21 protein-coding genes and 1 pseudogene are annotated in these 22,889 nt (G+C 60.6%); 7 read left to right on the forward strand and 15 right to left on the reverse strand.

What is annotated here, in order from left to right:
- Positions 1–9: 9 nt before the first annotated feature.
- Positions 10–912 carry a DMT family transporter gene (locus SOP85_RS02645; RefSeq protein WP_323625995.1) on the reverse strand — a complete coding sequence of 301 codons (903 nt, stop codon included), beginning with the start codon at positions 910–912 and terminating at the stop codon, positions 10–12.
- 138 nt (positions 913–1,050) lie between these two features.
- Here SOP85_RS02645 and SOP85_RS02650 point away from each other — a divergent pair, with 138 nt between their 5' ends.
- Positions 1,051–1,926 carry a helix-turn-helix transcriptional regulator gene (locus tag SOP85_RS02650; RefSeq protein WP_323625996.1) on the forward strand — a complete coding sequence of 292 codons (876 nt, stop codon included), beginning with the start codon at positions 1,051–1,053 and terminating at the stop codon, positions 1,924–1,926.
- A gap of 136 nt (positions 1,927–2,062) precedes the next feature.
- Complete coding sequence (locus SOP85_RS02655) at positions 2,063–2,518, forward strand: hypothetical protein (RefSeq protein WP_323625997.1); 456 nt, start codon at positions 2,063–2,065, stop codon at positions 2,516–2,518.
- Between the two features lie 82 nt (positions 2,519–2,600).
- Here SOP85_RS02655 and SOP85_RS02660 read toward each other — a convergent pair whose 3' ends face one another.
- The 8 genes from SOP85_RS02660 to SOP85_RS02695 form a co-directional block, all read right to left on the reverse strand.
- A complete protein-coding gene (locus tag SOP85_RS02660) occupies positions 2,601–5,027 on the reverse strand; it encodes a TonB-dependent siderophore receptor (RefSeq protein ID WP_323625998.1) in 2,427 nt (808 codons plus the stop codon).
- A gap of 213 nt (positions 5,028–5,240) precedes the next feature.
- On the reverse strand, positions 5,241–6,230 hold the full coding sequence (locus tag SOP85_RS02665) for a FecR family protein (protein WP_323625999.1): 990 nt from the start codon (positions 6,228–6,230) through the stop codon (positions 5,241–5,243).
- Positions 6,227–6,793, reverse strand: coding sequence for an RNA polymerase sigma factor (locus SOP85_RS02670; RefSeq protein WP_323626000.1), 567 nt, complete (start codon positions 6,791–6,793; stop codon positions 6,227–6,229). Before SOP85_RS02670 ends, SOP85_RS02665 begins: the two co-directional genes overlap by 4 nt.
- A gap of 4 nt (positions 6,794–6,797) precedes the next feature.
- A complete protein-coding gene (locus tag SOP85_RS02675; protein WP_323605597.1) occupies positions 6,798–7,124 on the reverse strand; it encodes a DUF3325 domain-containing protein in 327 nt (108 codons plus the stop codon).
- Positions 7,125–8,705: a PepSY-associated TM helix domain-containing protein gene (locus SOP85_RS02680; protein WP_323626001.1), complete on the reverse strand. Its 1,581-nt coding sequence runs from the start codon at positions 8,703–8,705 to the stop codon at positions 7,125–7,127.
- Positions 8,702–9,001 carry a DUF3649 domain-containing protein gene (locus SOP85_RS02685; RefSeq protein WP_274073961.1) on the reverse strand — a complete coding sequence of 100 codons (300 nt, stop codon included), beginning with the start codon at positions 8,999–9,001 and terminating at the stop codon, positions 8,702–8,704. The genes SOP85_RS02680 and SOP85_RS02685 overlap by 4 nt, the downstream gene beginning before the upstream one ends.
- Before the next feature lie 184 nt (positions 9,002–9,185).
- Positions 9,186–9,596, reverse strand: coding sequence for an HPF/RaiA family ribosome-associated protein (locus SOP85_RS02690; protein ID WP_274073962.1), 411 nt, complete (start codon positions 9,594–9,596; stop codon positions 9,186–9,188).
- A gap of 214 nt (positions 9,597–9,810) precedes the next feature.
- The gene (locus SOP85_RS02695) at positions 9,811–10,758 is read right to left on the reverse strand and encodes a LysR substrate-binding domain-containing protein (protein ID WP_274073963.1); all 948 of its coding nucleotides are present in this window, start codon (positions 10,756–10,758) and stop codon (positions 9,811–9,813) included.
- Between the two features lie 135 nt (positions 10,759–10,893).
- Here SOP85_RS02695 and SOP85_RS02700 point away from each other — a divergent pair, with 135 nt between their 5' ends.
- Positions 10,894–12,270, forward strand: coding sequence for an L-serine ammonia-lyase (locus SOP85_RS02700; protein ID WP_323626003.1), 1,377 nt, complete (start codon positions 10,894–10,896; stop codon positions 12,268–12,270).
- Positions 12,271–12,514: 244 nt separating this feature from the next.
- Positions 12,515–12,832, forward strand: coding sequence for a DUF3509 domain-containing protein (locus SOP85_RS02705; RefSeq protein WP_274073965.1), 318 nt, complete (start codon positions 12,515–12,517; stop codon positions 12,830–12,832).
- Here the strand turns inward: SOP85_RS02705 and SOP85_RS02710 are convergent.
- Complete coding sequence (locus SOP85_RS02710; protein ID WP_274073966.1) at positions 12,829–13,329, reverse strand: phosphate-starvation-inducible protein PsiE; 501 nt, start codon at positions 13,327–13,329, stop codon at positions 12,829–12,831. The two genes, SOP85_RS02705 and SOP85_RS02710, sit on opposite strands and share 4 nt — an antisense overlap.
- Before the next feature lie 278 nt (positions 13,330–13,607).
- On the opposite strand from SOP85_RS02710, the pseudogene SOP85_RS02715 reads away from it, so the two are divergent.
- Positions 13,608–13,847, forward strand: a pseudogene (locus SOP85_RS02715) (YebG family protein); the annotation flags it as partial.
- A gap of 187 nt (positions 13,848–14,034) precedes the next feature.
- Here the strand turns inward: SOP85_RS02715 and SOP85_RS02720 are convergent.
- The gene (locus tag SOP85_RS02720) at positions 14,035–15,054 is read right to left on the reverse strand and encodes a Glu/Leu/Phe/Val dehydrogenase family protein (RefSeq protein ID WP_008054432.1); all 1,020 of its coding nucleotides are present in this window, start codon (positions 15,052–15,054) and stop codon (positions 14,035–14,037) included.
- 182 nt (positions 15,055–15,236) lie between these two features.
- Between SOP85_RS02720 and SOP85_RS02725 the strand changes: the two genes are divergently transcribed.
- Positions 15,237–16,040 (forward strand): SirB1 family protein, encoded by an 804-nt coding sequence (locus SOP85_RS02725; protein WP_323626004.1) that lies wholly within the window; start codon positions 15,237–15,239, stop codon positions 16,038–16,040.
- A 93-nt stretch (positions 16,041–16,133) separates the two neighbouring features.
- On the opposite strand, the gene maiA is transcribed toward SOP85_RS02725, so the two are convergent.
- The 3 genes from maiA to hmgA are packed head-to-tail and all read right to left on the reverse strand — an operon-like array spanning position 16,134 to position 19,393.
- Positions 16,134–16,769: a maleylacetoacetate isomerase gene (maiA, locus tag SOP85_RS02730; protein WP_323626005.1), complete on the reverse strand. Its 636-nt coding sequence runs from the start codon at positions 16,767–16,769 to the stop codon at positions 16,134–16,136.
- Positions 16,770–16,780: 11 nt separating this feature from the next.
- The gene (gene fahA / locus SOP85_RS02735; RefSeq protein WP_323626006.1) at positions 16,781–18,085 is read right to left on the reverse strand and encodes a fumarylacetoacetase; all 1,305 of its coding nucleotides are present in this window, start codon (positions 18,083–18,085) and stop codon (positions 16,781–16,783) included.
- A 3-nt stretch (positions 18,086–18,088) separates the two neighbouring features.
- Positions 18,089–19,393 (reverse strand): homogentisate 1,2-dioxygenase, encoded by a 1,305-nt coding sequence (gene hmgA / locus SOP85_RS02740; protein ID WP_274073970.1) that lies wholly within the window; start codon positions 19,391–19,393, stop codon positions 18,089–18,091.
- 159 nt (positions 19,394–19,552) lie between these two features.
- Here hmgA and SOP85_RS02745 point away from each other — a divergent pair, with 159 nt between their 5' ends.
- On the forward strand, positions 19,553–20,347 hold the full coding sequence (locus SOP85_RS02745; RefSeq protein ID WP_274073971.1) for an IclR family transcriptional regulator: 795 nt from the start codon (positions 19,553–19,555) through the stop codon (positions 20,345–20,347).
- A 5-nt stretch (positions 20,348–20,352) separates the two neighbouring features.
- Here the strand turns inward: SOP85_RS02745 and SOP85_RS02750 are convergent, their stop codons facing one another.
- Positions 20,353–22,794 (reverse strand): dermonecrotic toxin domain-containing protein, encoded by a 2,442-nt coding sequence (locus SOP85_RS02750; protein ID WP_323626007.1) that lies wholly within the window; start codon positions 22,792–22,794, stop codon positions 20,353–20,355.
- Positions 22,795–22,889 lie beyond the last annotated feature (95 nt).

Below are 22,889 nucleotides of genomic sequence, written 5' to 3' on the forward strand. Positions count from 1 at the left end.
GCCTGCTGCTCAAGCCAGCTTTCCCGGCACGGGGTGGGCGCTCGCCCTGGGCTTGCGAAACACCAGCACGTTGCCCAGCATGACCATCACCAGGCCCACGAGTGCCGGGGCGGTCCATTGGTAGCCTTCGGCAAACGCCGAGACATTCAGCGCCACCACCGGAAACAGTACCGTGCAATAGGCTGCGCGCTCGGGCCCCATGCGCCCGACCAGGGTCAGGTAAGCGGTGAACCCAATGACCGAACCGGGGATCACCAGGTACAACAGCGAGCCGATGTAGCGTGCGTTCCATTCCATGTCGAAGGCAATGCCCTTGGCCAGGCACCACGCACACAACATCGCCGCGCCGTAGGCCATGCCCCAGGCATTGGTCGTCAGCGGCTTGAGCCCGGCTTTTTGCTGCAGGCTCGACAGCATGTTCCCCGCCGAGAAACACAAGGTGCCGCACAGGGCCAGGCCCAGGCCGAGCAAGGTTTGCGGGCTGGCGGTGTGCCCGACCAGCTCGGGCCAGAACAACAGGCCCAGGCCGAGCAAGCCCAAGGCGCCGCCCATCAGCACATTGCGGGCGATTTTCTGGCCGAAGAACACCCGTGCATTCAGCGCATTCCACAGCGTAGCCGTGGAAAACACCACGGCGACCAGGCCGCTGGGGATCCACTGGCTGGCGGTGAGGAAACACATGAAGTTGACACAGAACAGGCACAACCCCTGCGCCAGGCAAATAAGGTGCCCGCGGCGGTTCATCACTTGCAGGCGGCGGCTGAGCAACAGGATCACGAACAGCACCAGCGCCGCCAAACCAAAGCGATAGACAATGGACACGGGAATTGCCACCACGCCCAGTTGCCATTTCAGGGCAATCCAGGTGGTGCCCCAGATCAACACAGTCAGCAGGTACAACGAAAGGTTCATGACAAAGGCTCCTCGGCTAGGTGCCCAGTGTCCTGCGCCACGATGCGCCGCACTTGCATAATCTTGCGCTTTTGTCCGGCGACGGGCTGGCAGGCGAACGCCTACGGAGTAGGATGCAAGGCGTTGGAGAGAACGATCATGCCCGCACTGGAAAACCTGCAAGTCTTTCAAGCCCTCAACCGCTCGCCCAATGCTCGCCTGGAGCACAGCGCCGAGCTCGGTGACGGCATGGCTGCGGCCCTGTGGAGCAACCATCACGACGCCCAGGACTACGCAGCGCCGAGTCACCACACCTTGTCCTGCTACATCGCCGGCGGCACCGGCACCTTCCGCCGTGACCAGCCCGGCACCAAGGGCGGCCCGGACAAACTGTGCATCCTGCCGGCCGAGCATCAGTCAGGCTGGGTGATCAACGGCGACATTCGCCTGGCACACCTGTATTTCAGCCCCGAGCAATTTGCCCTGGGCTGCGTCACCCTGCTCGATCGCGAGCCCCGGCAAATGCAGTTGCGCGAGCAAACCTTTCTCGATGACCCGCAGCAGGCGGCGCGCTTTCGACGCTTGATCAGCCTCAACTGGGACGAACCGGGTGAACGCCTGCTCACCAGCAGCCTGGCCCACGAGATGCTCGCCCATGCGCTGCTCAGCCAGGTCGGTGCTCGTCAGGATTTGCGCCTCAAGGGCGGATTGGCTGCACACCAGCGCCGGTTGTTGGTGGAGTTCATCGACAGTCAGTTGGCCGAGGCCATCAGCCTGGGACAGTTGGCTGCGCTGTGTGCGCTGTCGGAGTACCACTTTGCGCGGATGTTTCGTGAGAGCTTTGGGTTGCCGCCGCATCAATATGTGCTGGCACGTCGGCTGAGCCGGGCGCGGGAATTGTTGCGCTCAACTTCGCAGCCGTTGGGGGAGATTGCGTTGGCGTGTGGGTTTGCCAGTGCGAGTCATTTTACCAATCGCTTTCGGCAGGCTTCAGGTGGAACTCCGGGGGAGTATCGGCAGGTCTGGTTGCGGTAGATCGAATTTTCACGACAATAATTGGATCACTTATCGCGAACTATTATTCGTTTTCATTGAAAACCCGTCAGATATGACAGTAGCCATGACAGCACTGAGGACCGATTATTATAACTCCCCAACGGAGTTATATATTATGTCCAAAACTGAACAATTCGAAACAAACCTTACAGTATTAGCCAACCTCCCTCCTGCGTCCGGCTCTTTGGATGCAGTATTTGGCGCCCACCACCCAACGTTCAAAAGCCAAAAAGTTTTCTTTCGAACCACCCAATTCGATCAAGTTGAAATTTCAGCCGTAGACAATGACCGACATTGGGTTTTCAACTTCGATAAAAGCATCACACCCAATACCTATCTTATTGGGGATCAGGCGATTAAACGAATCTGGTACGTCCAAGAAAACCCAAATCAGATTTATACACCCGCCCCCATCATTGGGAAAATTCAGATTATCGAAATTGATCTTGCGAAAGGGATACTCAAAGCTCATTTTGATTTTTCCATTTGGCGTGAATCGCAAGGCCAGGATTCAATTGCTGACGCGAAAGGAACGATTGATGTTTGGGACCTGAATCGAACTCAGCTGTAACCCACTGCAAGTAGCGCTCGACACCCTTGTCGCCACTCGACAAGGGTGCTCAGTGGCAGTACAAAAAGACTCAAGGCCCTCATCAAAACTCCAACGTACTCGACAACGTCACCTGCCGCGAATCCCCCATCGACACGAAGAACCGGCTCGCCGCCGAGGTGTAGTAGGTGCGGTCAAACAGGTTCTTCACGTTGAGCTGAAACTTGACCCGCTGCCCATCGAGCTGGGTGTCGTACGTGGCGAACGCATCGGCGACGGTATAGCTCGGCAGGTCGAAATCATTCACGGCATTGCCCGCTCGCTCCCCGACATAACGCGCGCCTGCGCCCACCCGCAGCTGATCGCCACCGATGAGGCTGCCAAAGTCGTACACCGCCGACAGCGAGCCGCTATTCCTGGCCACGTTCTGCAGCTGCTTGCCTTTGTAGACCGGGTCTTCGGTCACTTCGGCATCGGTGTAGGCATAGCTGCCGATCATGCTCCAACGGTCGCTGAGCTGGCCGCTCAAATCCACTTCCAGGCCGCGGGAACGCACTTCGCCCGCCGCGCTGTAGAGGGTCACCGGGCCTTCGGAATTGGCCACCAGGACGTTGCGTTTGTTGATGTCGAACAGCGCGATGTTGCCCGTTACGCGGCCCGGCATTTCCAGCCTGGCCCCGACTTCCCAGGACTTGGCTTCTTCCGGCGCAATGCTGCCATCGAGCACTGTGCTGCTGCCGCTCAACGGCGCGATGGTCGAGTTGGGCTTGAACGATTCGGTGTAGCTGCCATAGAACGACAGCTCATCGGTGTAGCGGTAGACCAGACCGGCGCGCGGCACCCATTTCTGCCCGTTGCTGTCGGTGTTGGCCTTGAACGGCACGCCTTTGCCGGCGTACTGGTCGTACTCCTGGAAGCGTGCGCCCGCCACCAGGATCCATTGGTCGGTGAGGTGGATCGAGTCCTGCATGAACACCGAATCGCTGCGCAGTTTGTCGGTCTGGGCACTGTCGGCCGGGCTGACCGTGGTGCCTGGCACTTCACGGCCGTACACCGGGTCGAGGTAGCTGAAGGTGGTCAGGCTTTTCTGGCGGATCAGGTCGGCGCGGTAGATCTTGCGGTATTCGTCATCGATCCCGAACACCAGGTCGTGTTGCATGCCCGCGACATCGACCTTGCCTTCGAGGCTGGCGGTGGTGAAACGGTCGGTGCTGATTGCATTCTGCGTGCCGTCCATGCTGCGTGTCAGCGTGCCCTTGTTGGTGTCGATGGCGGTCACGCGCACCTGGCTGGCGTCATAGGTTTCGCGGTTCCAGCTGTAGCCGAAATGGGCTGTCCAGTTGTCGTTGAGTTCGTGATCGGCCTGGAAGTGATACAGGTCAGAGCGCCCTTCCATGTTGTTGAAGGGTTCGTCGAGCCGGCGATCCCGGGGGATGTCCAGCGGATGGTTGTCCCGGGGATCGATCACCGTGCCTCGGTCGAACGGGGTCAGGAACTCCCGGTGTTCATAGGCGAACAACAGCTTGGTGCTTTCCCCGAACCAGGCCAGCGACGGCGCCACCAGGGTCTCGCGGTGCACGCCGTAGTTGCGCCAGTACTCTTCGTCTTCGTGGTCCAGCACCATGCGGTAGGCGAAGCCGGAATCGCCCAGGGCGCCCGTGCTGTCAAAGGTGCCACCACTGCCGTTCTTGCCTTCGCCATAGGTCGAGCCCCGCAAGGTCAGGGCGTTGTACGGATCAAGCTGCGGCTGCTTGCTGACCATATTGACCACCCCGCCGGGATCCTGGATGCCGTAGAGCAACGAGGCCGGGCCCTTGAGCACTTCAACCCGGTCCACCGTGGCGTTCATGCCCCGCCCCTGCACCAGCGGCATGCCGTCGCGCATGATCGAGCCGTTGCGGTTATCGCCGAAACCGCGGGTCATCACCGAATCCTGGGTGCTGCCCAGCGTGTTGCCCTGGGTGATGCCGCTGACGTTCGCCAGCGCGTCATCGAGGTTGCGCGGCGCCTGGTCGCGAATGACCTGGGCCGGGACGACGTTGACCGTCTGGGGAATTTCCTGAAGCGGCGTCGAGGTGCGCATCACCGAACTGGTGGGTGGCGGCTGGTAGCTGGTGGACTGATCCATCACCGAGGTAATGGTGGTGGCACCCAGGTTCAGCGCGCCCTCGATCGGTAGCGGCTCCAGGGCCATGGTGTGGCCATCGATGCGGCGGAAGGTCAGGCCAGAACCGCTGAGCAAGCGTTGCAGGGCCTGTTCGGCACTCAACTGGCCGTTGAGCGCCGGGGCATTGAGGGCGTAAGGCGCTTCATCGGTGTAGACCACGCTGATGCCGGTGACTTGGCTGAAGTCGCTCAAGGCCTGGGGCAGTGGTTTGGCGGCCATCGAAAAGCTGAACAGCGAACTTTGCCGGGCGTTGGCCTGCGCGGCCATCACCCCATTCAACGGCAGCAGCGCCAACGCCGCGAAGCTCAACGCAGACACACCCAACCACTGTTTGACCGAACCCGATATTGCCCTGGACTTCATGACTCATGACCTGTGTAGAACCGCAACGGATGCGAATGACTCGCAGTTTCAGTCACTACACGGATGGCACTCGGTTTTACCTCAGCAGAAAGTTGAAATATTTTTTTTGGACGTTGAGGTGTTTGATCTGACGCCTTCGCTGGCAAGCCAGCTCCTACAGGGGACCGCGTTCAACCTGTAGGAGCTGGCTAGCCAGCGAAAGGGCCAGTGGCCTCACCGCAAAATGATCAGACGCCCCAGAACCTGATGCTGCTCAAACCCCAACACCCCCTGCAAGGAACTCAAAACCGCCTGCGGATCCTTGCTCGGAAAACTGCCACTAACCGTTCGCTTGGCCAGCTCATCATTGAGCAACACGATCCGCCCGGGGTAATACCGCTGCAAATCCTCAACCACATCGGCCAGCGTCGCCTTGTAGTAATTGAGCCAACCTTGGCGCCACGCCAACTGAGCCTCGCTGTCCACCGCGTGGAGCTTCTGCGCCGAACCTTCGCCATAGGCCACCTGCTGGCCAGCCGTCAGGATCTGCTGCTCCGCGTTCCTGTCCGCCGTCACGCCAACCCGACCCGACAACACTGTCACCTGCGCCCTCTTGGGTTGCAGGCGCACCTCGAACTCTGTGCCAAGCACCCGCGCCTGGCCCTTCTCGGCGTCGACCACAAAGGGCTCTCCGGTGTGGACCACGCTGAAAAATCCGGCGCCGCGCCGCACCTGCACATGCCGCTCGCCACCGCTGAAATCCACGGCAATCGCACTGTCGGCATCGAGAGTGACTTGCGAATGGTCGGCCAGGGTGACGGTGCGGATTTGCCCCGGTGCCGAGACATAATCGGCGCCCAGGTCATCGATCCAGCGCAACGGCTGCCAACCGCTGCCAAGGCTGATCATCAGCAGCAGGCAAGCCGCCATGGCCAGCGCACCCGACCAACGCCGGACGCTGCTGCGGCGTGAGCGATTCATCGCGTTGAGGTAACCCTGCAAGGCCAGCGCATCCTCATCGGCAAGCGTGCGCGCCGGCACTTCACTCAACTCCCACAGCACTTGGGCACGGGCATACGCCTCGGCATGGGCCGGGTCGGCCTGCAACCACTGGCTGAAGGTGACCTGATCACCACTGCTGGGCTGGTCATGCAACAGACTCAGCCAGGCCAGCGCTTGCTGTTCCTGAGCGGGCGTCGGCATGACGCGTTCGATGCTATTCACGGTGCTTTCCCTGGCGTGCGCGGGTCGGGCTCCCGCAGGCTGGCCTTGCAGGCCTCGAGCGCGCGCATCATATGTTTTTCCACGGCACTTTGGGACAGGCCCATGGCCTTGGCGATCTCGACGTACTTGCGGCCATGGATGCGGTTGAGCAGGAAGATCTGCCGCGTGCGCTCGGGCAACGCGCGTAATGCCGCTTCGACATGGCGCAGATCGTTGCCCGCCTCCAGCGCCGCTTGCGGTTCGCCACCCACGCTGTCCGACGGTTGCGCCATCAAGCCTTCGTTGGCCCGCACCCGCGTGCCTTCACTGCGCAAATGGTCGATGGCGATGTTGCCGGCGCAGCGCAACAGGTAGGTACTGAGCTCTTCAACCTGCACCAGGGGGCGGCGCCAAAAACGGACGAACAGGTCCTGCACCAGGTCCGCCGCCGTTGCCCGGCAACCGACGCGACGATTCACCAGCGCTTCCATTTGCGAACGCTGGGAGAGAAACACCTGGAGAAAATGCGCACGGGCGCAGCGTGGTTCGGCGTGCTCGATCTCAGGGGATTCGGGAGGCGTCATCGATTCAGTACTGCGCCATGGCGGCCATCGGGCTGGCCAACAGGCTCAGTCCGGCCAGCGCCAACGCCAGGCGCGGGCGATACGGCAGCAGCAACACCAGCAGCAAGGCACTGAGCATCAGCACCGCGAACCACTCCACCAGCCCCAACGCCCAGCCTGGGACCGACACCGCGATCCAGAGCGACAGCACAAGCAACAGCCCGCCAGCCAGCTTCAATCCCAGGCATAAGCGCTGCGACGGTTTGCGCCCCAGCAAGTCGGCATGGTGCCGATCCATGGACAAACACAGTGCCGTGAAACCGGCGTAGCAGAGCAACGAGACCAGCAACATTCAGTTCGCCTCTTGCTCAAGATGGGTCGATCGGGCGCGTTGCTGTCCACGGGCTTTTGCCCGCTCTGCGCGCTGCATTTTCCAGGCGGCCCAACCCAGTAGCAGGCCGCTGGCCAGGCACGCCAGATCGAAACCGGCCATGGCCCAATCACCCTCAACAAGCGAGACGCCCAGGTGCCAGGGTGTGGTCAAGGCGTTGAGCAACGGCACCGCGGCAAACAGCGCCGCCGCCAGCGTCAACTGCTCCACCCACGCGGCGCGACCCCGGCGGACCAGGGCATGCAGCAGGCTCAAGCCCCACACGATAAAGAAGCTGTCGACCTCCCAATCCGCTCGCCCGACCATGCCGACCGGCAGCAGCCGGTTGGCCCAGAAGTATACGGCGACGGCGACCAGCAACCCCGACATGCTGGCGATGTTAAGGACCTCCACCAGCTGCAATTCAAATGGCAGCACGCCGCTTTTGGCATGCTTGAGCTGACGCTTGCCGAGCCAGATCACCAGCCCGGTGCCGATCATTGCCGTGCCCGCCAGTCCGCAGATGAAATACAGCCAGCGCAACATCGGGCCGGCGAAATGCCCCATGTGCAAACCATAGAATCCGCCGGCTATCGCCATGGGCAGGGTTCGTGGTGGTGTCGAGTCGAGCAGTTCACCGGTCACGCCATTGAAGGTCACGGCGCTGCCATAGTCGTAGACCACCCGGTCCGCGCTTTCCCGGGCCAGGATCACCGAGGCATTCGCATCGCCAGGATTGCTCACCGTCACGCGTGCGGCCCGACCACCCGACCACTGCCCGCGAGCCTGCTCCAGCAAGGGCGCCAACGCCACCAAAGGCGCAGGTTTGCCAGCGGCTGGCGACGTATTGGCGGCCGGAAAAACTTCGCTGTAAAACGCCTGGGCATCGCCCTTATAGGCGGCAACGATGCTCGCCGGCATCACCATCGCCATAAAAATCACCAGGCTGCTATAGGTGATCATCAGGTGGAACGGCAACACCAGCACACCCACCGCGTTATGCCCGTCGAGCCAGGAACGCTGGCCCTTGCGCGGACGGAAGGTGAAGAAGTCCTTGAAGATTTTCTTGTGGGTGATGATGCCGCTGATCAGCGCGACAAACATCACCATGGCTGCAAGGGTCGACAACCAGCGGCCCCACGGATAAGGCATTTGCAGTTGAAAGTGGAAGCGGTAGAAGAACTCGCCACCCCGAGTCTCGCGGCCCTGCACTTGGTTGCCGGTTTGCGGGTCGAGGAGTTTCTCCGTGAGCTGGCCGCGCTCGCCGGGCTTGGCCGGCGTCTGCTGCCAGCGCACCGACAGGCGGGGATCGCGGGCACTGGGTAAATCGATGATCCAGCGCGCAGCGCCCGGGGCGTGCTGCCCAAGATAGGCCTGGGCCAGCGCCAGGCTGGCCTCGGTGGACACTGGACGGGCGGGGATTTCCGGCTGCATCCAGTGGTTGGTCTCGTCCTTGAAATAAGCGAGGGTGCCGGTCAGGAAAATCGCAAACAGCAGCCAGCCGAAAATCAGGCCGGCCCAGGTGTGCAGCCAGGCCATGGCCTGGCGAAAGCCCTCTTTCATGACCGCTCCATCCAGTACCCCATCCCCGCTGCCGCTGCCAAAACCAGGCCCGTCACGATCAATCCGAACCAGGCCCGCCACGCTGAGCGACAGGCAAAACACCAGATCACCGCCAGCAGATAAACCACGAACGAGCTCATCATCCCGGTCACTACCGCTTCGGTGCGGGCCATGGGGGCCCAAAGCGTCAGGCACACGCTGGCCAACGTGGTCACCAGATAGCCGCCGAACACGGCAGCCAGCACCCGCGAAGTGACCGCCAGGCGATAGGAAACAGGGAGTGTCTTGGCTTTCATGTCGCGACCTTGAAACCGGGTGAGGCCCCATGAACGTCACGGGGCCAGCAAGGCGCAATATTAATGATAAATATTCTCATACGCAAAACTGTCGGATGAGATCAGGTTCCAGCAGGTACAAAAAACAAAACGGGCCTGCAATGCAGGCCCGTTTTCGGTGGGAAGGTAAAAAGTGAATCAGGCGTCAGGCGTTTTGCGCAGCCTGTTCGTTTTCAAGAAACTCTTCTTCCAGGAGCACATCAGCGCGAGCCCTCGGCTCGAACGGCACTACAGCGGCGCGTGGTTTGCCTCGCAATTTGCCGAACAGGTGTTCCAGCGCATGCTCGAGTTTCTCGGCGGCTCCGTCGATCGCCAGTTCCAGGCTGGCGGCTTTATGGGTGACAGAAATCGGTTGGTGGCCTTTTGGCCGCGCTTCCAGCTGGCAGCGCATATCGTGGGGACCAGGCTTGTCGCCGTTCTCGTCCCGCAGGTGGACCTCGACGCGTGTCAGGTCCTCTTCGTAGCGTTCGAGCGTGCTCTCAATGGTAGTACGTACCCACTCCTCCAGTCGTTTACTGCCTTGAATATGGTTATCGCTATTGACTTGGATTTGCATAGTTCATCCCTTATTTCAGCTAGCTCGCGAGAGGCCGGTCAGCTAAGCCCTTGGGCGTCATCACCGTGACCTCTTGGTTACACAATCGGTCTGTACGATGAACATTTCAACCCCTAGAAAAAGATAAATATCTATTCGCAAAAAAAGCCGGACAACCGGTAAATGCGCTGTTAAGGTCGGGAGTTGGGTCGACCCGCTCCTTCGTCACGAATTCTCACATCTGCCCCTCCGACAGCGGGTGCAGGCCGCGAAAAATCCCCGCTTCCTCCACCAGCCAGTCGTGCACCGCCCGCACCCCCGGATGGCTCAGCGCCCCTGGCGCGTAGAGCACCATGTAGCGCTTGTGATTGGGCACCGCCAGGCCGAACGGAACGATCAATGCGCCCCGCTCCAGCTCGTCATTGAGCAGCGTGCGTCGGGCGATGGCCACGCCCATTCCGGCGATGGCCGCTTCGATGGTCAGGTGGTTGCGATTGAAGGTGTGTCCGCGCCGCACATCCGCGCCTTCAAAGCCGATGGCATCCAGATAAAACTCCCATTCCGCGTATTCGTAACTGCCGCGCCAGGCGGTGATGTCATGCAACAACGGAAAATGCAGCAGGTCCGCCGGGCCATGCAACGGCGGACGCCCGCGCAACAGGCTCGGGGCGCAGACCGGGAAAATCTGCTCGTCGAGCAAGGCTGTGGATAACAGGCCCGGATAGCTGCCGTCGTTGAGGTCGATGGCCAAGTCGAAATCGCCTTCGTGCAACGGCACGCTGCTGTCTTCGGCCACCAGGCGCAACTGAATGTCCGGAAAGCGCTGCTGCAAGCGCGGCAGGCGCGGCGTCAGCCATTTGCTCAGGAAGGAAGGGATCGAACGCACCCGCAGCGTGCCGCTGATCATGCCCGCGTCCAGCCGGCGCAATTCCGCATCGATGCTGCCGTAGGCCTCGTTGACGGTTATGGCCAATCGCTGGCCTTCGGCGCTCAGTTCCACGCCCCGGGCACGCCGGTGAAACAGGCGAAAACCCAGGCGCTCCTCCAGTTGCCTGATCTGCTGACTGACCGCCCCCGGCGTTATGTGCAGTTCTTCGGCGCAACGGGTGAACGACAAGTGCCGTGCGGCACAGGAAAACACCTGCAGCCAGACATAAGTCTGGGCGTGTAATTGACGGCTCATCGTTTAGTCCTGCTAAAGGCTCTCTTAGGAAGTTTCGTTGGTCACGTAGGACCTAGGGAGGCAGTATCGCTGAAATTGCGCTTGTCCTACAAAAATGGCAGCGATTCATCTCCCATTGCAGGAATAGGCTTTAGCATGGCTATCAGTGTTTTCGATCTCTTCAAAGTCGGCATCGGCCCGTCCAGTTCCCATACCGTCGGTCCGATGCGCGCCGCGGCGACCTTCGCCCAGGCGCTGGTCGACCAGGCGCTGCTGAACGATGTGCGGCGAGTGGAGATTCGCCTCTACGGCTCCTTGTCGGCCACCGGCGTCGGTCACGCCACCGACCGTGCCTGCGTAATGGGCCTGATGGGCGAATGGCCAGACCGTATCGATCCCACCACCATCGACAGCCGCATCCATACCCTGCGGGAAACCGGCGAGTTGTCCCTGGCCGGCCAGCCGAGCATCGCGTTCGACTGGTCCCGCGATCTGCTGCTGCTCGACGAGAGCCTGCCCTACCATCCCAACGCCATGTCCCTGACCGCGTCTGGCGAGACTGGCGAACTGTTCGAGCAAACGTACTACTCGATCGGCGGCGGTTTCATCATCGAGGCGGCGGAAGCCGAATCCGGTGTGGCGCCTGCCAACGATGTGGTGTTGCCGTACGATTTCTCCAGCGCTGCCGAACTGCTAAAGCTTTGCAACCAGCACGGTCTGCGGGTTGGTGAGCTGATGATGGCCAACGAACGGGCCTGGCGCAGTGACGAAGAAATACGCCAGGGCTTGCTGCACATCTGGTCGGTGATGCGCGAATGTGTCGAGCAGGGGCTGGAGCACGAAGGCATCCTCCCTGGAGGCCTGAATGTGCCGCGACGCGCGGCGAAGTTGCACCGCAGCCTGTTGGAAATCGGCAAGCCGAACGTCATTACTTCGACCCTGTCGGCCATGGAATGGGTGAACCTGTTCGCCCTCGCCGTCAACGAAGAAAACGCCGCCGGCGGGCGCATGGTGACCGCGCCGACCAACGGCGCAGCGGGGATCATTCCGGCGGTGCTGCACTACTACATGAAGTTCAACCCTGATGCGTCGGACGATGACGTCGTGGCGTTCTTCCTGGGCGCGGCCGCCGTCGGCATTCTCTGCAAGAAAAACGCCTCGATCTCCGGCGCCGAAGTCGGCTGCCAGGGCGAGGTCGGCTCAGCCTGCGCCATGGCCGCCGCCGGTCTCGCAGAAGTGCTCGGCGCCACGCCGGAGCAATTGGAAAACGCCGCCGAGATCGGCCTGGAACACAACCTCGGCCTGACCTGCGACCCGGTCGGCGGGCTGGTGCAAGTGCCGTGCATCGAGCGCAACGCGATTGCTGCGGTCAAGGCCATCAACGCCACGCAGATGGCCCTGCGCGGCGATGGCAAACACTTCATTTCCCTGGATCGGGTGATCCGCACCATGCGCGACACCGGTGCCGACATGCACGACAAGTATAAAGAGACATCCCGTGGCGGCCTGGCAGTGAACTGGGTGGAGTGCTGACCGGTTTGGTGGCATGCGGGCAGTCAGTGCCCTGAAACGGGTAGGCAAAAACAAGGCGGACCACAGTGCCCGCCGTGTTTTTGCCCCCGTTTGTTGTCCGACAATCTTTCCGGCATGCCCCTTGCTACATCCCGCTTGGAACAATGATGGCGATTTGACGAGAAATGGCCGATGGTCCGGGTTTGCGAACCAACCCGATCATGGCCGGTCAACAACTGCACGTTCAATCAAGCGGTGACGCATCATGGACAACCCTTTTCAGCTCATTACCGATGCTTTTGCAGCGGATTATCAGATCAACCTGAGCATTCAGGGTCTGGACGGCAGCATCATGCTGACCCTCTCCAACAGTGGCCGCGTAGTAGCCAAACGCATGATCAGTGCCGAGCAACGCAACGATCCCCAACGCCTCAAACGCCTGGTACAAAGCATTCAGTTCGGCATTGCGATCGAACAAGGCCACAGCGCGGTGGCCATCCTCGAAGCCATGACCGATGACGGCACGCGCAGCCTGCCGCCACCCTCTGTAAAAAACCGGCCGCGCCCGTCCATCAGGCTCTAAAGTTCACCCTTCTCCACTTCCGGATGTTCACCCGAGCCCGCACCCGTTTTACGGTGCGGGTGCTCGATCTTCACCGACGGAAATTGCGAGGAGGCATAGCGCACCACCAGGATCGCAAACGCCAGCAGCAGAATCCCGCCGCACAGGTAAATGATCCCCAAGTCCGGTGGACTGTGATGGGACACGTTGGAAATCAGCAGTCGCGTAAGCGCCGTGATCGCCACGTAGATCAGGAAACGCACCGGCATGTGGTTGGTCTTGAAGTAAATCCCGACCATCGCCCCCAGTTCCAGGTAGATGAAGAGGAGCAGGATGTCATCGATCTTGATATCCCCCTTCTCGAGCATCCCGAGAAACTCCATCACCGCGGCCCACGCGGTCACCGCACCAATGGCGAACAGCGCCAGGTAGTGGAAGGTTTCGACGAACAGGTTGCCCAGCGACTCGGCCAGTTCATGCACGTTCTGCCGCAGCTTTTCGGCCCAGTTGATTTTCACGATGATGCTTCCTTAGGTCGACTCGACCGGATAATGCAGGTTGGACGTGACGGTTGTTCTGCATGCAGAAACAAGGCCACGACCATGATGGCGAGTCGCTGTTAACTGCGCTCCGTGGCGTTTGGTCGCAGCTACCCATACCTGAGGCCTGACAAATCCCGAAACCGGCCTACATTGAAAAGCCACTACCCAAACCCAAAGGATTCGCTTATCCTTAGCTGTATATAGATACAGTAGTCGAATCAGACTGACAAATGTGAAGGCATGTGAGGTGGTGAATGGCCGTCGAAGTGGTATACCGCAGCAGCCGAGATCTGGAGCGCTTGTTCATGGATAAAGCCGAAGCTGACCGTCATGACAAAATGCTCGAGCTGGCCGAATTGCTGGCTGAAGTGTTGCAAAAAGCCGTACCGTCCCTGACCGAACAGCAAGTGGAAGAAGCCGGGATCTACATGGCGAAGAACCGCGATGTGTTCGCCAAGGCATTCAAGAGCCAGCCGGACGCCTTGTCCGAACTGCTCACGGCGCCAGCGGAAGCTGCGCCGCAGGTTGAAGTGCCTGAAGTACCTGAAGTGGTTGAAGCTGCCGAACAAATGGCACCGGCCAAGCCTGCCAAGGCTGCAAAAGCAGCGAAGTCAACGTCGTAAAAATCAAAAGATCGCAGCCTTTGTAGGAGCTGCCGCAGGCTGCGATCTTTTGATCTTCTTATCGATACAATACTTTCTCCGCCAGCTCATCCGCCACTCGAGCCGGCGAACGTTTTTCCGCCTGGGCATGAGCGAAGACTTCAGTGAGTCGCGAGCTTATTTTCGACAAATGCGCGGTGATGGTCCCCAACTCTTCACCACGATGCTTGAGCGAAACATAGATCAATCCACCGGCGTTGATCACGTAATCCGGCGCATACAGGATGCCCCGCCGTTCCAGCTGATCGGCGACGTCCAGATGGGTCAGTTGGTTGTTCGCCGAACCGGCCACCGCCGAGCAGCGTAGTTGCGTCACGCTGTGGCTGTTAAGCACCCCACCCAGGCCGCACGGCGCCAGAATGTCGCAAGGCGTGCTAAGCAATGCGTCGTTGGCGATCGGGTGCGCGCCAAGCTGCTCCATCGCCAGTTGGACCTTGCCGTGGTCGATGTCGCTGACCAGCAGCTCGGCACCGGCGGCGTGCAACTGTTCGGCCAGGGCAAAACCGACGTTGCCCAGGCCCTGGATGGCGACGCGCAGGCCTTCGAGATTATCGCTGCCCAGCCGGGCCATCGCCGTCGCGCGAATGCCGGTAAACACGCCCATCGCCGCGTGAGGGGCGGGGTCGCCGGCAGACGTGGTGCTGGTGACGTGTTGGGTCTGTTGGGCGATGCAATCCATGTCCGCCACCGAGGTGCCACTGTCGATGGCGGTGATGTAGCGCCCGTCGAGCTGATTGATACAACGTCCGAAGGCTTCAAAGAGCGCAGCGCGATTGGCCACATGGACGGGGCGAATAATCACCGCCACGCCGCCGCCCTGGGCCAGCCCGGCCAGCGCCGCCTTATAGCTCATGCCTTGGGCAAGGCGCACCGCATCCTCGACCGCAGATTCGTCGCTGGGATAGGCAAGGTATCGACAGCCACCCAGGGCAGGCCCCAGACGGCTGTTATGAATGGCAATGACCGCCTTCAACCCGGTGGCCGGGTCGACGCTCAGATGCAGCGATTCAAGGCGAGTGCTTTGCATGAGAGCGAACATCGTAGGGCTCCCGAATCACTTCTTGTAGACGCCAGTATAGGCTTGCGCCCAAAAATTGCAGAAGCGCACCGGAATAAGCGAGGGCGCCAGACAAGCTTTAGGAAATAACCGCAATTGCGCCTGTGCGGTACTGGACGAAAGGCATAGACCGGTCTAAAACGAGGCATAGCCCGGAGATTGTGATGACGCCGCGCCAATCGTTTTTCGCCTGCTTGCAACGATCACCGCCTGCGCTGTTCGAGGCGGCGCTGTGGATTGCCGTCGAACATGACAACCAGGTGAAACCCGAGTCGGTATTGGCGCACTTCAAGGAGCTGCAACAGCGAATCAGTGGCGGCTTGCCAATGCTACCAGTGAGCGAGTTGGCGCAACCCCTGCTCAGGCGCATGGTCGAGCTGGGGTTCGCCCAGGATGACTTCGCGCCCTTGCGACCGCAAGTGGCTTTACTCGACAAGGTCCTGGAGCGTCGCCGCGGGCAACCGCTGGCCCTGGGGCTGATCGCCCTGGAACTGGCCCGAGGCCTGGAGATTCCCCTGGTCGGCGTCAACTTCCCCGGGCATTTCCTGCTGCGGGTGCCAGGCGCCGATCATCTGCTCGACCCCTGCGGCGGCCGGCGCCTGTACCCCAACGATTGCCGGGAACTGCTGCACCGCCAGTACGGCCCGAACCTGAAACTCAACGCTGAGCACCTGCTCACCGCCGACCCCGCGCAAATGCTCCAGCGCCTGTCACGTAATTTGCGCCAGCTGCACCTTTCCCACGACGATTACATTGGCGCGCTGGTCGACGCCGAACGCGTGCTGGAACTGGGCAACGCCAGCGCCTCCGACTACCTGGCCCGGGCCAGCCTCTACCAACGGCTGGACTGCCCGAATGCCGAGCGCTTCGACCTGGAACATGCGCTGTTGCTCAGCGACGACCCGATCCAGCGGATTCGCCTGACTGAGCGGCTGGGGCACCTGCCGCCCAATTCCATCGTTCATTGAACATGCGGGTGTACCCGGCGCTGCGGTGTACCTGTTATACCGCGTCATCGTTCTTCGCCGGCAAGCCGGGTTCCTACAGGTACATGCGAGGCTTTATGGGGTGTCTGGCTGGTTAGCCGGATGCGCCTTGATGAACGCCGGATGCGCTGCCGCCAACCCCGCCACTCGACGAATCCGTGGATACGCCTCAAGGGCGATGTTGAAGCGCTCAGCCGCGTACAGCTGCGGGATCAGGTAGACATCCGCCAGACCTGGCTCAGGCCCGAAGCAGTAACCCTCCTCCCCAATCAATTGTTCCACGGTCGCGAGGCCTTGAGTGATCCAGTGCCCGATCCACTCCACCACCTGCGGTTCATCGTGACCCAACTGGCGCAGCCGGTTGAGCACGCTGACGTTGTGCAGCGGATGCACATCGCAGCCAATCAACGCCGCCACGCCACGCTCACGGGCGCGGGCCGCGAGGTCCGTGGACAGCAGCGGCACCTGTGGATAACGTTCCTCCAGGTACTCGATGATCGCCGGTGACTGGATCAGCAGGTCGCCTTCATCGGTGCGCAAGGCCGGCACTCGGCCTTGGGGATTGACGGCCAGGTACGGTGGCTGCCGATGCTCGCCACCTGGCGGCGCGATCAGGTTGACCGGAAGGGCCTGGTAATCCAGGCCCTTCAACGCCAACGCAATCCGCACCCGATAGGACGAAGTCGAGCGGTAGTAGGTAAAGAGCTCCATGACCCGTCCTCTTAACGCGCCGACACGACTGTGCCACGACATTCGCCGAAACCGATGGAGGCAAAACCTTCGCGGCTGCAACGGCCACGCAAGATGATTTCGTCGCCGTCTTCAAGGAATTTGCGCACCTCGCCCGAGGCCAGTTCGATCGGTTTTTTACCGCCCTCGGTGATCTCCAGCAGGCTGCCGAACTGACCGTTTTCCGGCCCGGACAAGGTGCCCGAACCGAACAGGTCACCGGCCTGCAACTGGCAGCCGTTGACGCTGTGGTGCGCGACCATTTGCGCCACGGTCCAGTACATGTGTTTCGAGTTGCTCAGGGTCAGGCGATGGGCAGGCAGGTTCTGTTCGCGCATGGCTTCGGTCAGCAACAGCACTTCCAGCTCGATGTCAAAAGCGCCGGCGGCTTGATCGCGCTGGTCGAACAAGTACGGCAGCGGCTGCGGATCGCCTTCCGGGCGTGCAGGCTGGGCGCGGCGGAACGGCTCCAGCGCTTCGGCGGTGACGACCCAGGGTGAAATGCTGGTGATGAAGCTCTTCGACAGGAACGGCCCCAGCGGCTGGTATTCCCAAGCCTGGATGTCGCGTGCCGACCAGTCGTTGAGCAGGCAGAAACCGGCGATGTGATCGGCGGCATCACCAATGGCGATGGAATCGCCCATGTCATTGCCCTGGCCGATCCAGATGCCCAGCTCCAGTTCATAGTCCAGGCGCGCGCACGGGCCGAAGGTCGGCTCGGTCTGGCCGGCCGGCAGCGTCTGGCCTTTCGGACGGCGAACGTCGGTGCCCGACGGGCGAATGGTCGAGGCGCGGCCGTGGTAGCCGATGGGCACGTACTTGTAGTTCGGCAGCAACGGGTTGTCCGGGCGGAACAGTTTGCCGACGTTCTGCGCGTGCTCGATGCCGACGTAGAAGTCGGTGTAGTCGTTGATTTTCGCCGGCAGGTGCATGTCGCAATCCGCGGCCAGAGGCAGCAGTTTTGCGCCCTGGGCTTCGATCTTGCCGTGCAGGGTGCTGCCGTCCCTGAGCAGTTCGATCAAGCGTTCACGCAAGGCCACGCGAGCCTCGCGGCCCAGCTCGAAGAACGCATTCAACTGGCCGCCACGGGTGGCTTCGACCGCAACTTTTGCAGCGCCTTCGAACAGGCCGGCCTCGAGTGCCGCTTGCAGATCGAAGATATGGTCGCCGATGGCCACGCCACTGCGCGGCGCCGAACCTTTCACGCTGAACACGCCCAGCGGCAGGTTCTGCAGCGGGAAATCCGCATGATCGTTGGCCGAAGCAACCCAGCTGCGAGTGATGGAAGTTTGCGTCATGGGTTATCTCCGGGTCGGGTCGAAAGTGGCGGGCAGCGTGGCCCAGCAAGCATCGTAGTTGGTTTGCAGTTGCGGGCAATCGAGGGCATGGCGGCTCGGGCGCAACACCTGGCTGGTCTCGAACATGAAGGCCATGGTGTTGTCGATTTTCGCCGGTTTGAGGTCGGCGTTGACCGCCTTGGTGCAGGTCTCGCCGTCAGGCCCGTGGGCGCTCATGCAGCTGTGCAGCGACGCGCCGCCGGGCACGAAACCTTCGGCCTTGGCATCGTACTCGCCCTGGATCAGCCCCATGAACTCGTTCATCAGGTTGCGGTGGAACCACGGTGGACGGAAGGTGTTCTCGGCCACCATCCAGCGCGGCGGAAAGATCACGAAGTCGAGGTTGGCCAGGCCGTGGACGCTGGTCGGCGAGGTCAGCACCGTGAAGATCGACGGGTCCGGGTGATCGAAGCTGACCGTGCCGATGGTGTTGAAACGGCGCAGGTCATATTTGTACGGCACGTTGTTACCGTGCCAGGCAACCACGTTCAACGGCGAGTGATTGAGCTCACAAGCCCACAACTGACCGAGGAATTTCTGCACCAGGGTCGTGGGTTGTTGCAGGTTTTCGTAGGCCGCCACCGGGGTCAGGAAGTCCCGCGAATTGGCCAGGCCGTTGCTGCCGATCGGCCCCAGGTCCGGCAGGCGCAATGGCGCGCCGTGGTTCTCGGCGATGTAGCCGCGCGCTTGCGGGTCGAGCAGTTCGACACGGAATTTCAACCCGCGAGGCAATACGGCAATTTCCAGCGGCGCCACTTCCAGCACACCCAGTTCGGTGGCGATGCGCAGACGGCCCTGTTGCGGCACCAGCAGCAGCTCGCCGTCGGCGTTGAAGAAGACGCGCTCCATGGAGCGGTTGGCGCAGTACTGGTAGATGCTGATCCCCGCCGGTTTATCCGCGCCAGAGTTGGCCGCCATGCTCACCAGGCCGTCGATGAAATCGGTCGGCTCGTCGGGCATATCCAGCGCGTTCCAGCGCAGGCGATTGGGCGTCACTTCGCCCAACGGACCGCCGGCCAGTTGCCGATCGAGCTTGGCGAACGCCGGGTGATTGGCCGAAGGCTGAATGCGGTACATCCAGGTCCGCCGCGCTTCGCTGCGGGCCATGGTGAAGGCGGTGCCGGAGAACAGTTCGGTGTAGAGACCGTACGGCGCTTTTTGCGGGGAGTTCTGGCCGACGGGCAGTGCGCCGGGCAATGCCTCACTGCTGAATTCGTTGCCAAAGCCTGACTGATAGGCCAGCGCCTGGACGTTTGAATCGGAGTTCATGGAGCCTCCTGAACAGGGAGTCGGCAATGGCCCTTCACGCTATGACAGCGATCATGGCACGCCGGGGTTGTTTTTATCGTAATCTGATTACGCATAACGTAATTTGATTGGTATTGACCGTCAAGCTATAAAGACGCCCATTCGTCCCGGGATCCCTCCATGGAAAAGCCTGAAAGCAACGGTAAACAGAAAGTCCGCTCCGCCGAGGTGGGTACCGACATCCTCAAGGCGCTCGCCGAGCTGTCGCCCTCGACTTCGCTGTCGCGCCTGGCCGAGCACGTGCAAATGCCGGCGAGCAAGGTTCATCGCTATCTGCAGGCGCTGATCGCCAGTGGTTTTGCCGAACAGAATGCCGCGACCAACCATTACGGGCTCGGCCGCGAAGCGTTGCGCGTCGGTTTGGCGGCACTCAACAGTATGGACGTGCTGAAAGTTGCTGCCCTGCCATTGGCCGAACTGCGCGACGACTTGAACGAAACCTGTTTTGTCGCGGTGTGGGGCAACCAGGGCGCGACCGTGGTGCATATCGAACCGGCGGTGCGCGCGGTGACGGTGGTGACCCAATTGGGCTCGGTATTGCCGTTGCTCAGTTCATCGACCGGCCTGGTCTTCGGCGCCTACCTGCCCAAGCGCGAAACCGTCGAGTTGCGCGAGCAGGAACTGCAATCCGTCAGCGCCCATCCCCTCGGCGATGATCAGGCCTATGAAACGCTCTGCGGGCAGATCCGCGACCGCGGCTTGCATCATGTGCACGGCTTGTTGATGCCCGGCGTCGATGCCCTGTCCGCGCCAGTGTTCAACGCCGTCGGGCAGGTGGCTGCCGTGATGACCATTGTCGGCCCGGCCTCGTTGTTCCATGCCGACGAAAACGGCCCGGCGGCCCAGCGCTTGCTGGCGGCGACCCGGGCCGTCAGTTGGCGGATGGGGTATGAACCGTCCACCGTCATCGGCTAGCCGGATTACATCAAGATCGTTCGCTCGCTGGAATCAGGCTCGGCGAGCGACTGCTTCATCAGTTCGCTGACAACGGCCAGATCCACCGTTGTGCCGGTGCACGCAGAGATTGCCCCCATGCAGGTATTAACATTCCCGAGCTGTTTGGCAATGGCCTTCTGCGCCACCGAGAACCCCAATTTGCCGATGCGCATGGTGGCCAGTTCCATCATGCAATCGAGGTAACTTGAGAACAACTTCTCGTAGTCCCCTTCCTGATACGCCTTAGCCCCCTCAAACACCGCTTTCGTCATCACGACTGCACTCAATGCGAGTCCGATGGGTGCAAAAGGAATGCTGGCAATGGCGACCGCCGCGACGGCGGTATCGTAGATCAGCTTGCCGACGATCTCCCCAAGGCTGGTAGTCTTGGCATCAACGTCGTCAATGATTTGAGCGATTGCATCGGTGTAGCAACGGGAGAAATCGCGGACTCGACTATCGAACTGCAAATGAGGGATGTCCTCGATGCTGCTGCGCTTCACTTTCTCGAGGTATGCACCGACGACTTTCTGCTGCGTGTACTTGACTCGCTTGCTGTAATAACTGCCAAGGCCCGCCGTTTTTACCGATTTGGCAAACTCGGCCAAGGGTCTGAACGATCTGCAATCCGGTGCATAGGGGGTATACAGCAGATCCTCGGCGACGCCATTGCGCATGAGGCGGAAAATATAAACGCCGTCGACCTGGCGATCTTGCAGATAAAACGTGTAGACACCCTCGCGTTGAGGGGAATCAGGATCTTCAGAATCCGGGCTTGCGCCAGGTTCCGCTTCGCGCAGCTGATCAATGAGCCGTTCGAGCTGCTCAAATTGTTGGCGTTCAAGATGACCACTGAACAATTCTTCCAATGCTGATCGATGCATTTCATGTCGCCGCAGATCCAGGAAGACGTCGCGCTTCAAGGCATAACCCGGAGCGCCCTGATCCAGATAGTCGCGCCTCAACATGGCGATGTACTGCTCACCTGGGCGCAACGTTCTTGACCAGCCCGGCAAATACTCGATCAGCAGGTCGGAAACAGGCGGATGACCGGGAGATAGACGAATGGACGGGTAGATTCCGGGGTTGTGGGCCGGACCACTGGCTTCGGTAATGTGATGTTCCTCGATGATCATCCGGGACAAGGTCATCTCTTTCGAGGCATCAAGCCTTACCACAATCAGGTCAGGATCGATGTCGACTGTTTCGCCGTTTTGCGCCAGGACCTCCTCTGCACACTTCTTGATCAGCCCATGGGCGAATTCCTCGTAACTGATCAGCGCTGCCTCGCGGCTTGCAAGTCGGGTTAAACCTTTGAGCTCGGTGTTCAGCCGGGCATAACATTGGCGCCGGGCTGCGGTAGCCGAGCGATAGCCTGCGGGCACTACCGCGTCCATTTCTCCCCGCAGCCAATCGACATGCTGCATAACTGCCTTGTGCAATGCACCCTCTGCACTATTCGACCATGGGCCGCGCTGGATGCCACGCCACTGAGTCGGCAAGTCTTGTACGAGTCTCATGTACGCGTCGATGCTGGCGCGTTCACTGGCGAGGGTCTGGCGGCTCAGGTAACTGCGCCCTTCGGCTTGAGCGATCCAGTCAGCCAGATGGAAAGTCAACTGCCTGAAGCTCGGGAACTCATACCAGCTCCGGCCACCCGGACCCTGCGGAGCATAAAGTACACAAGGGCCTTCTTCACCCTGTGGCCCGCAATAGACAATCATCCCCTCGAAACCGCTTTTCGAATCAACGATCGAGAGTGCTCCCATTGAATATTGCTCGTCACCCTGCGTGGCAATAGCGACGATCTTCAGGCTCTCGTCATTAATTTGTCTCTGCAGTTTCGCACTGAACGAACTCAGGGCTATACGACACCCCAAAAGAAGCTGTAGGGCCTGAAGCACGGCTTCGTCCGCGTATTTCTTTTCGAATTTTTCCGCATAGAGCTTGCGCATGCTTGCGTCGAGCATCAGCTCCAAAAGATCTTCCTCATCCATGCCGGACGGCAGCGCCTCCCCTTCCAGTTTGATCTCCAGCGGGATTGCGGTGGATCCGTACAATCCGTTGAGCATGAATTCGGGAAGCGTTACGCGATTGCCCTGCACAACCTTTTGCTTGCCGACAAAGAATGTGTGGCGAGCGTTGACGAAAACATGTTCCGGCTCGAGAACTTCACCGGTGAGAATCCGTACAACTTCCTGCGCATAAAATCGGGCGAACGCTTTGAAGGATTTTGTTTCCCCCAGCAGTTTGTCCAGCGCCTGTTCACTTTCTGTCAGGGACTGCTCGGCATCAAAGTAGTATTGGCGATCCTCCTCACTTGCACGCCGCAGCCAATCCGGCAGCTGTTGTGTTTGCCTGGTCGGGCGTAACAATTCTTCTTGAAGCCTGTACTTGGCCTCATTGGTTAATCCATTAATATTCATGCACTGTCCTTTTTGCATCCATCATTATGCAGTTTGTTACTGCGAACGCCCCAACCTGTTCCAAAACTCAAACTGAATGACTGTCACTACCGGGG

This window comes from Pseudomonas sp. YuFO20, from assembly GCF_035064975.1.
GTDB lineage: Bacteria > Pseudomonadota > Gammaproteobacteria > Pseudomonadales > Pseudomonadaceae > Aquipseudomonas > Aquipseudomonas putida_AE.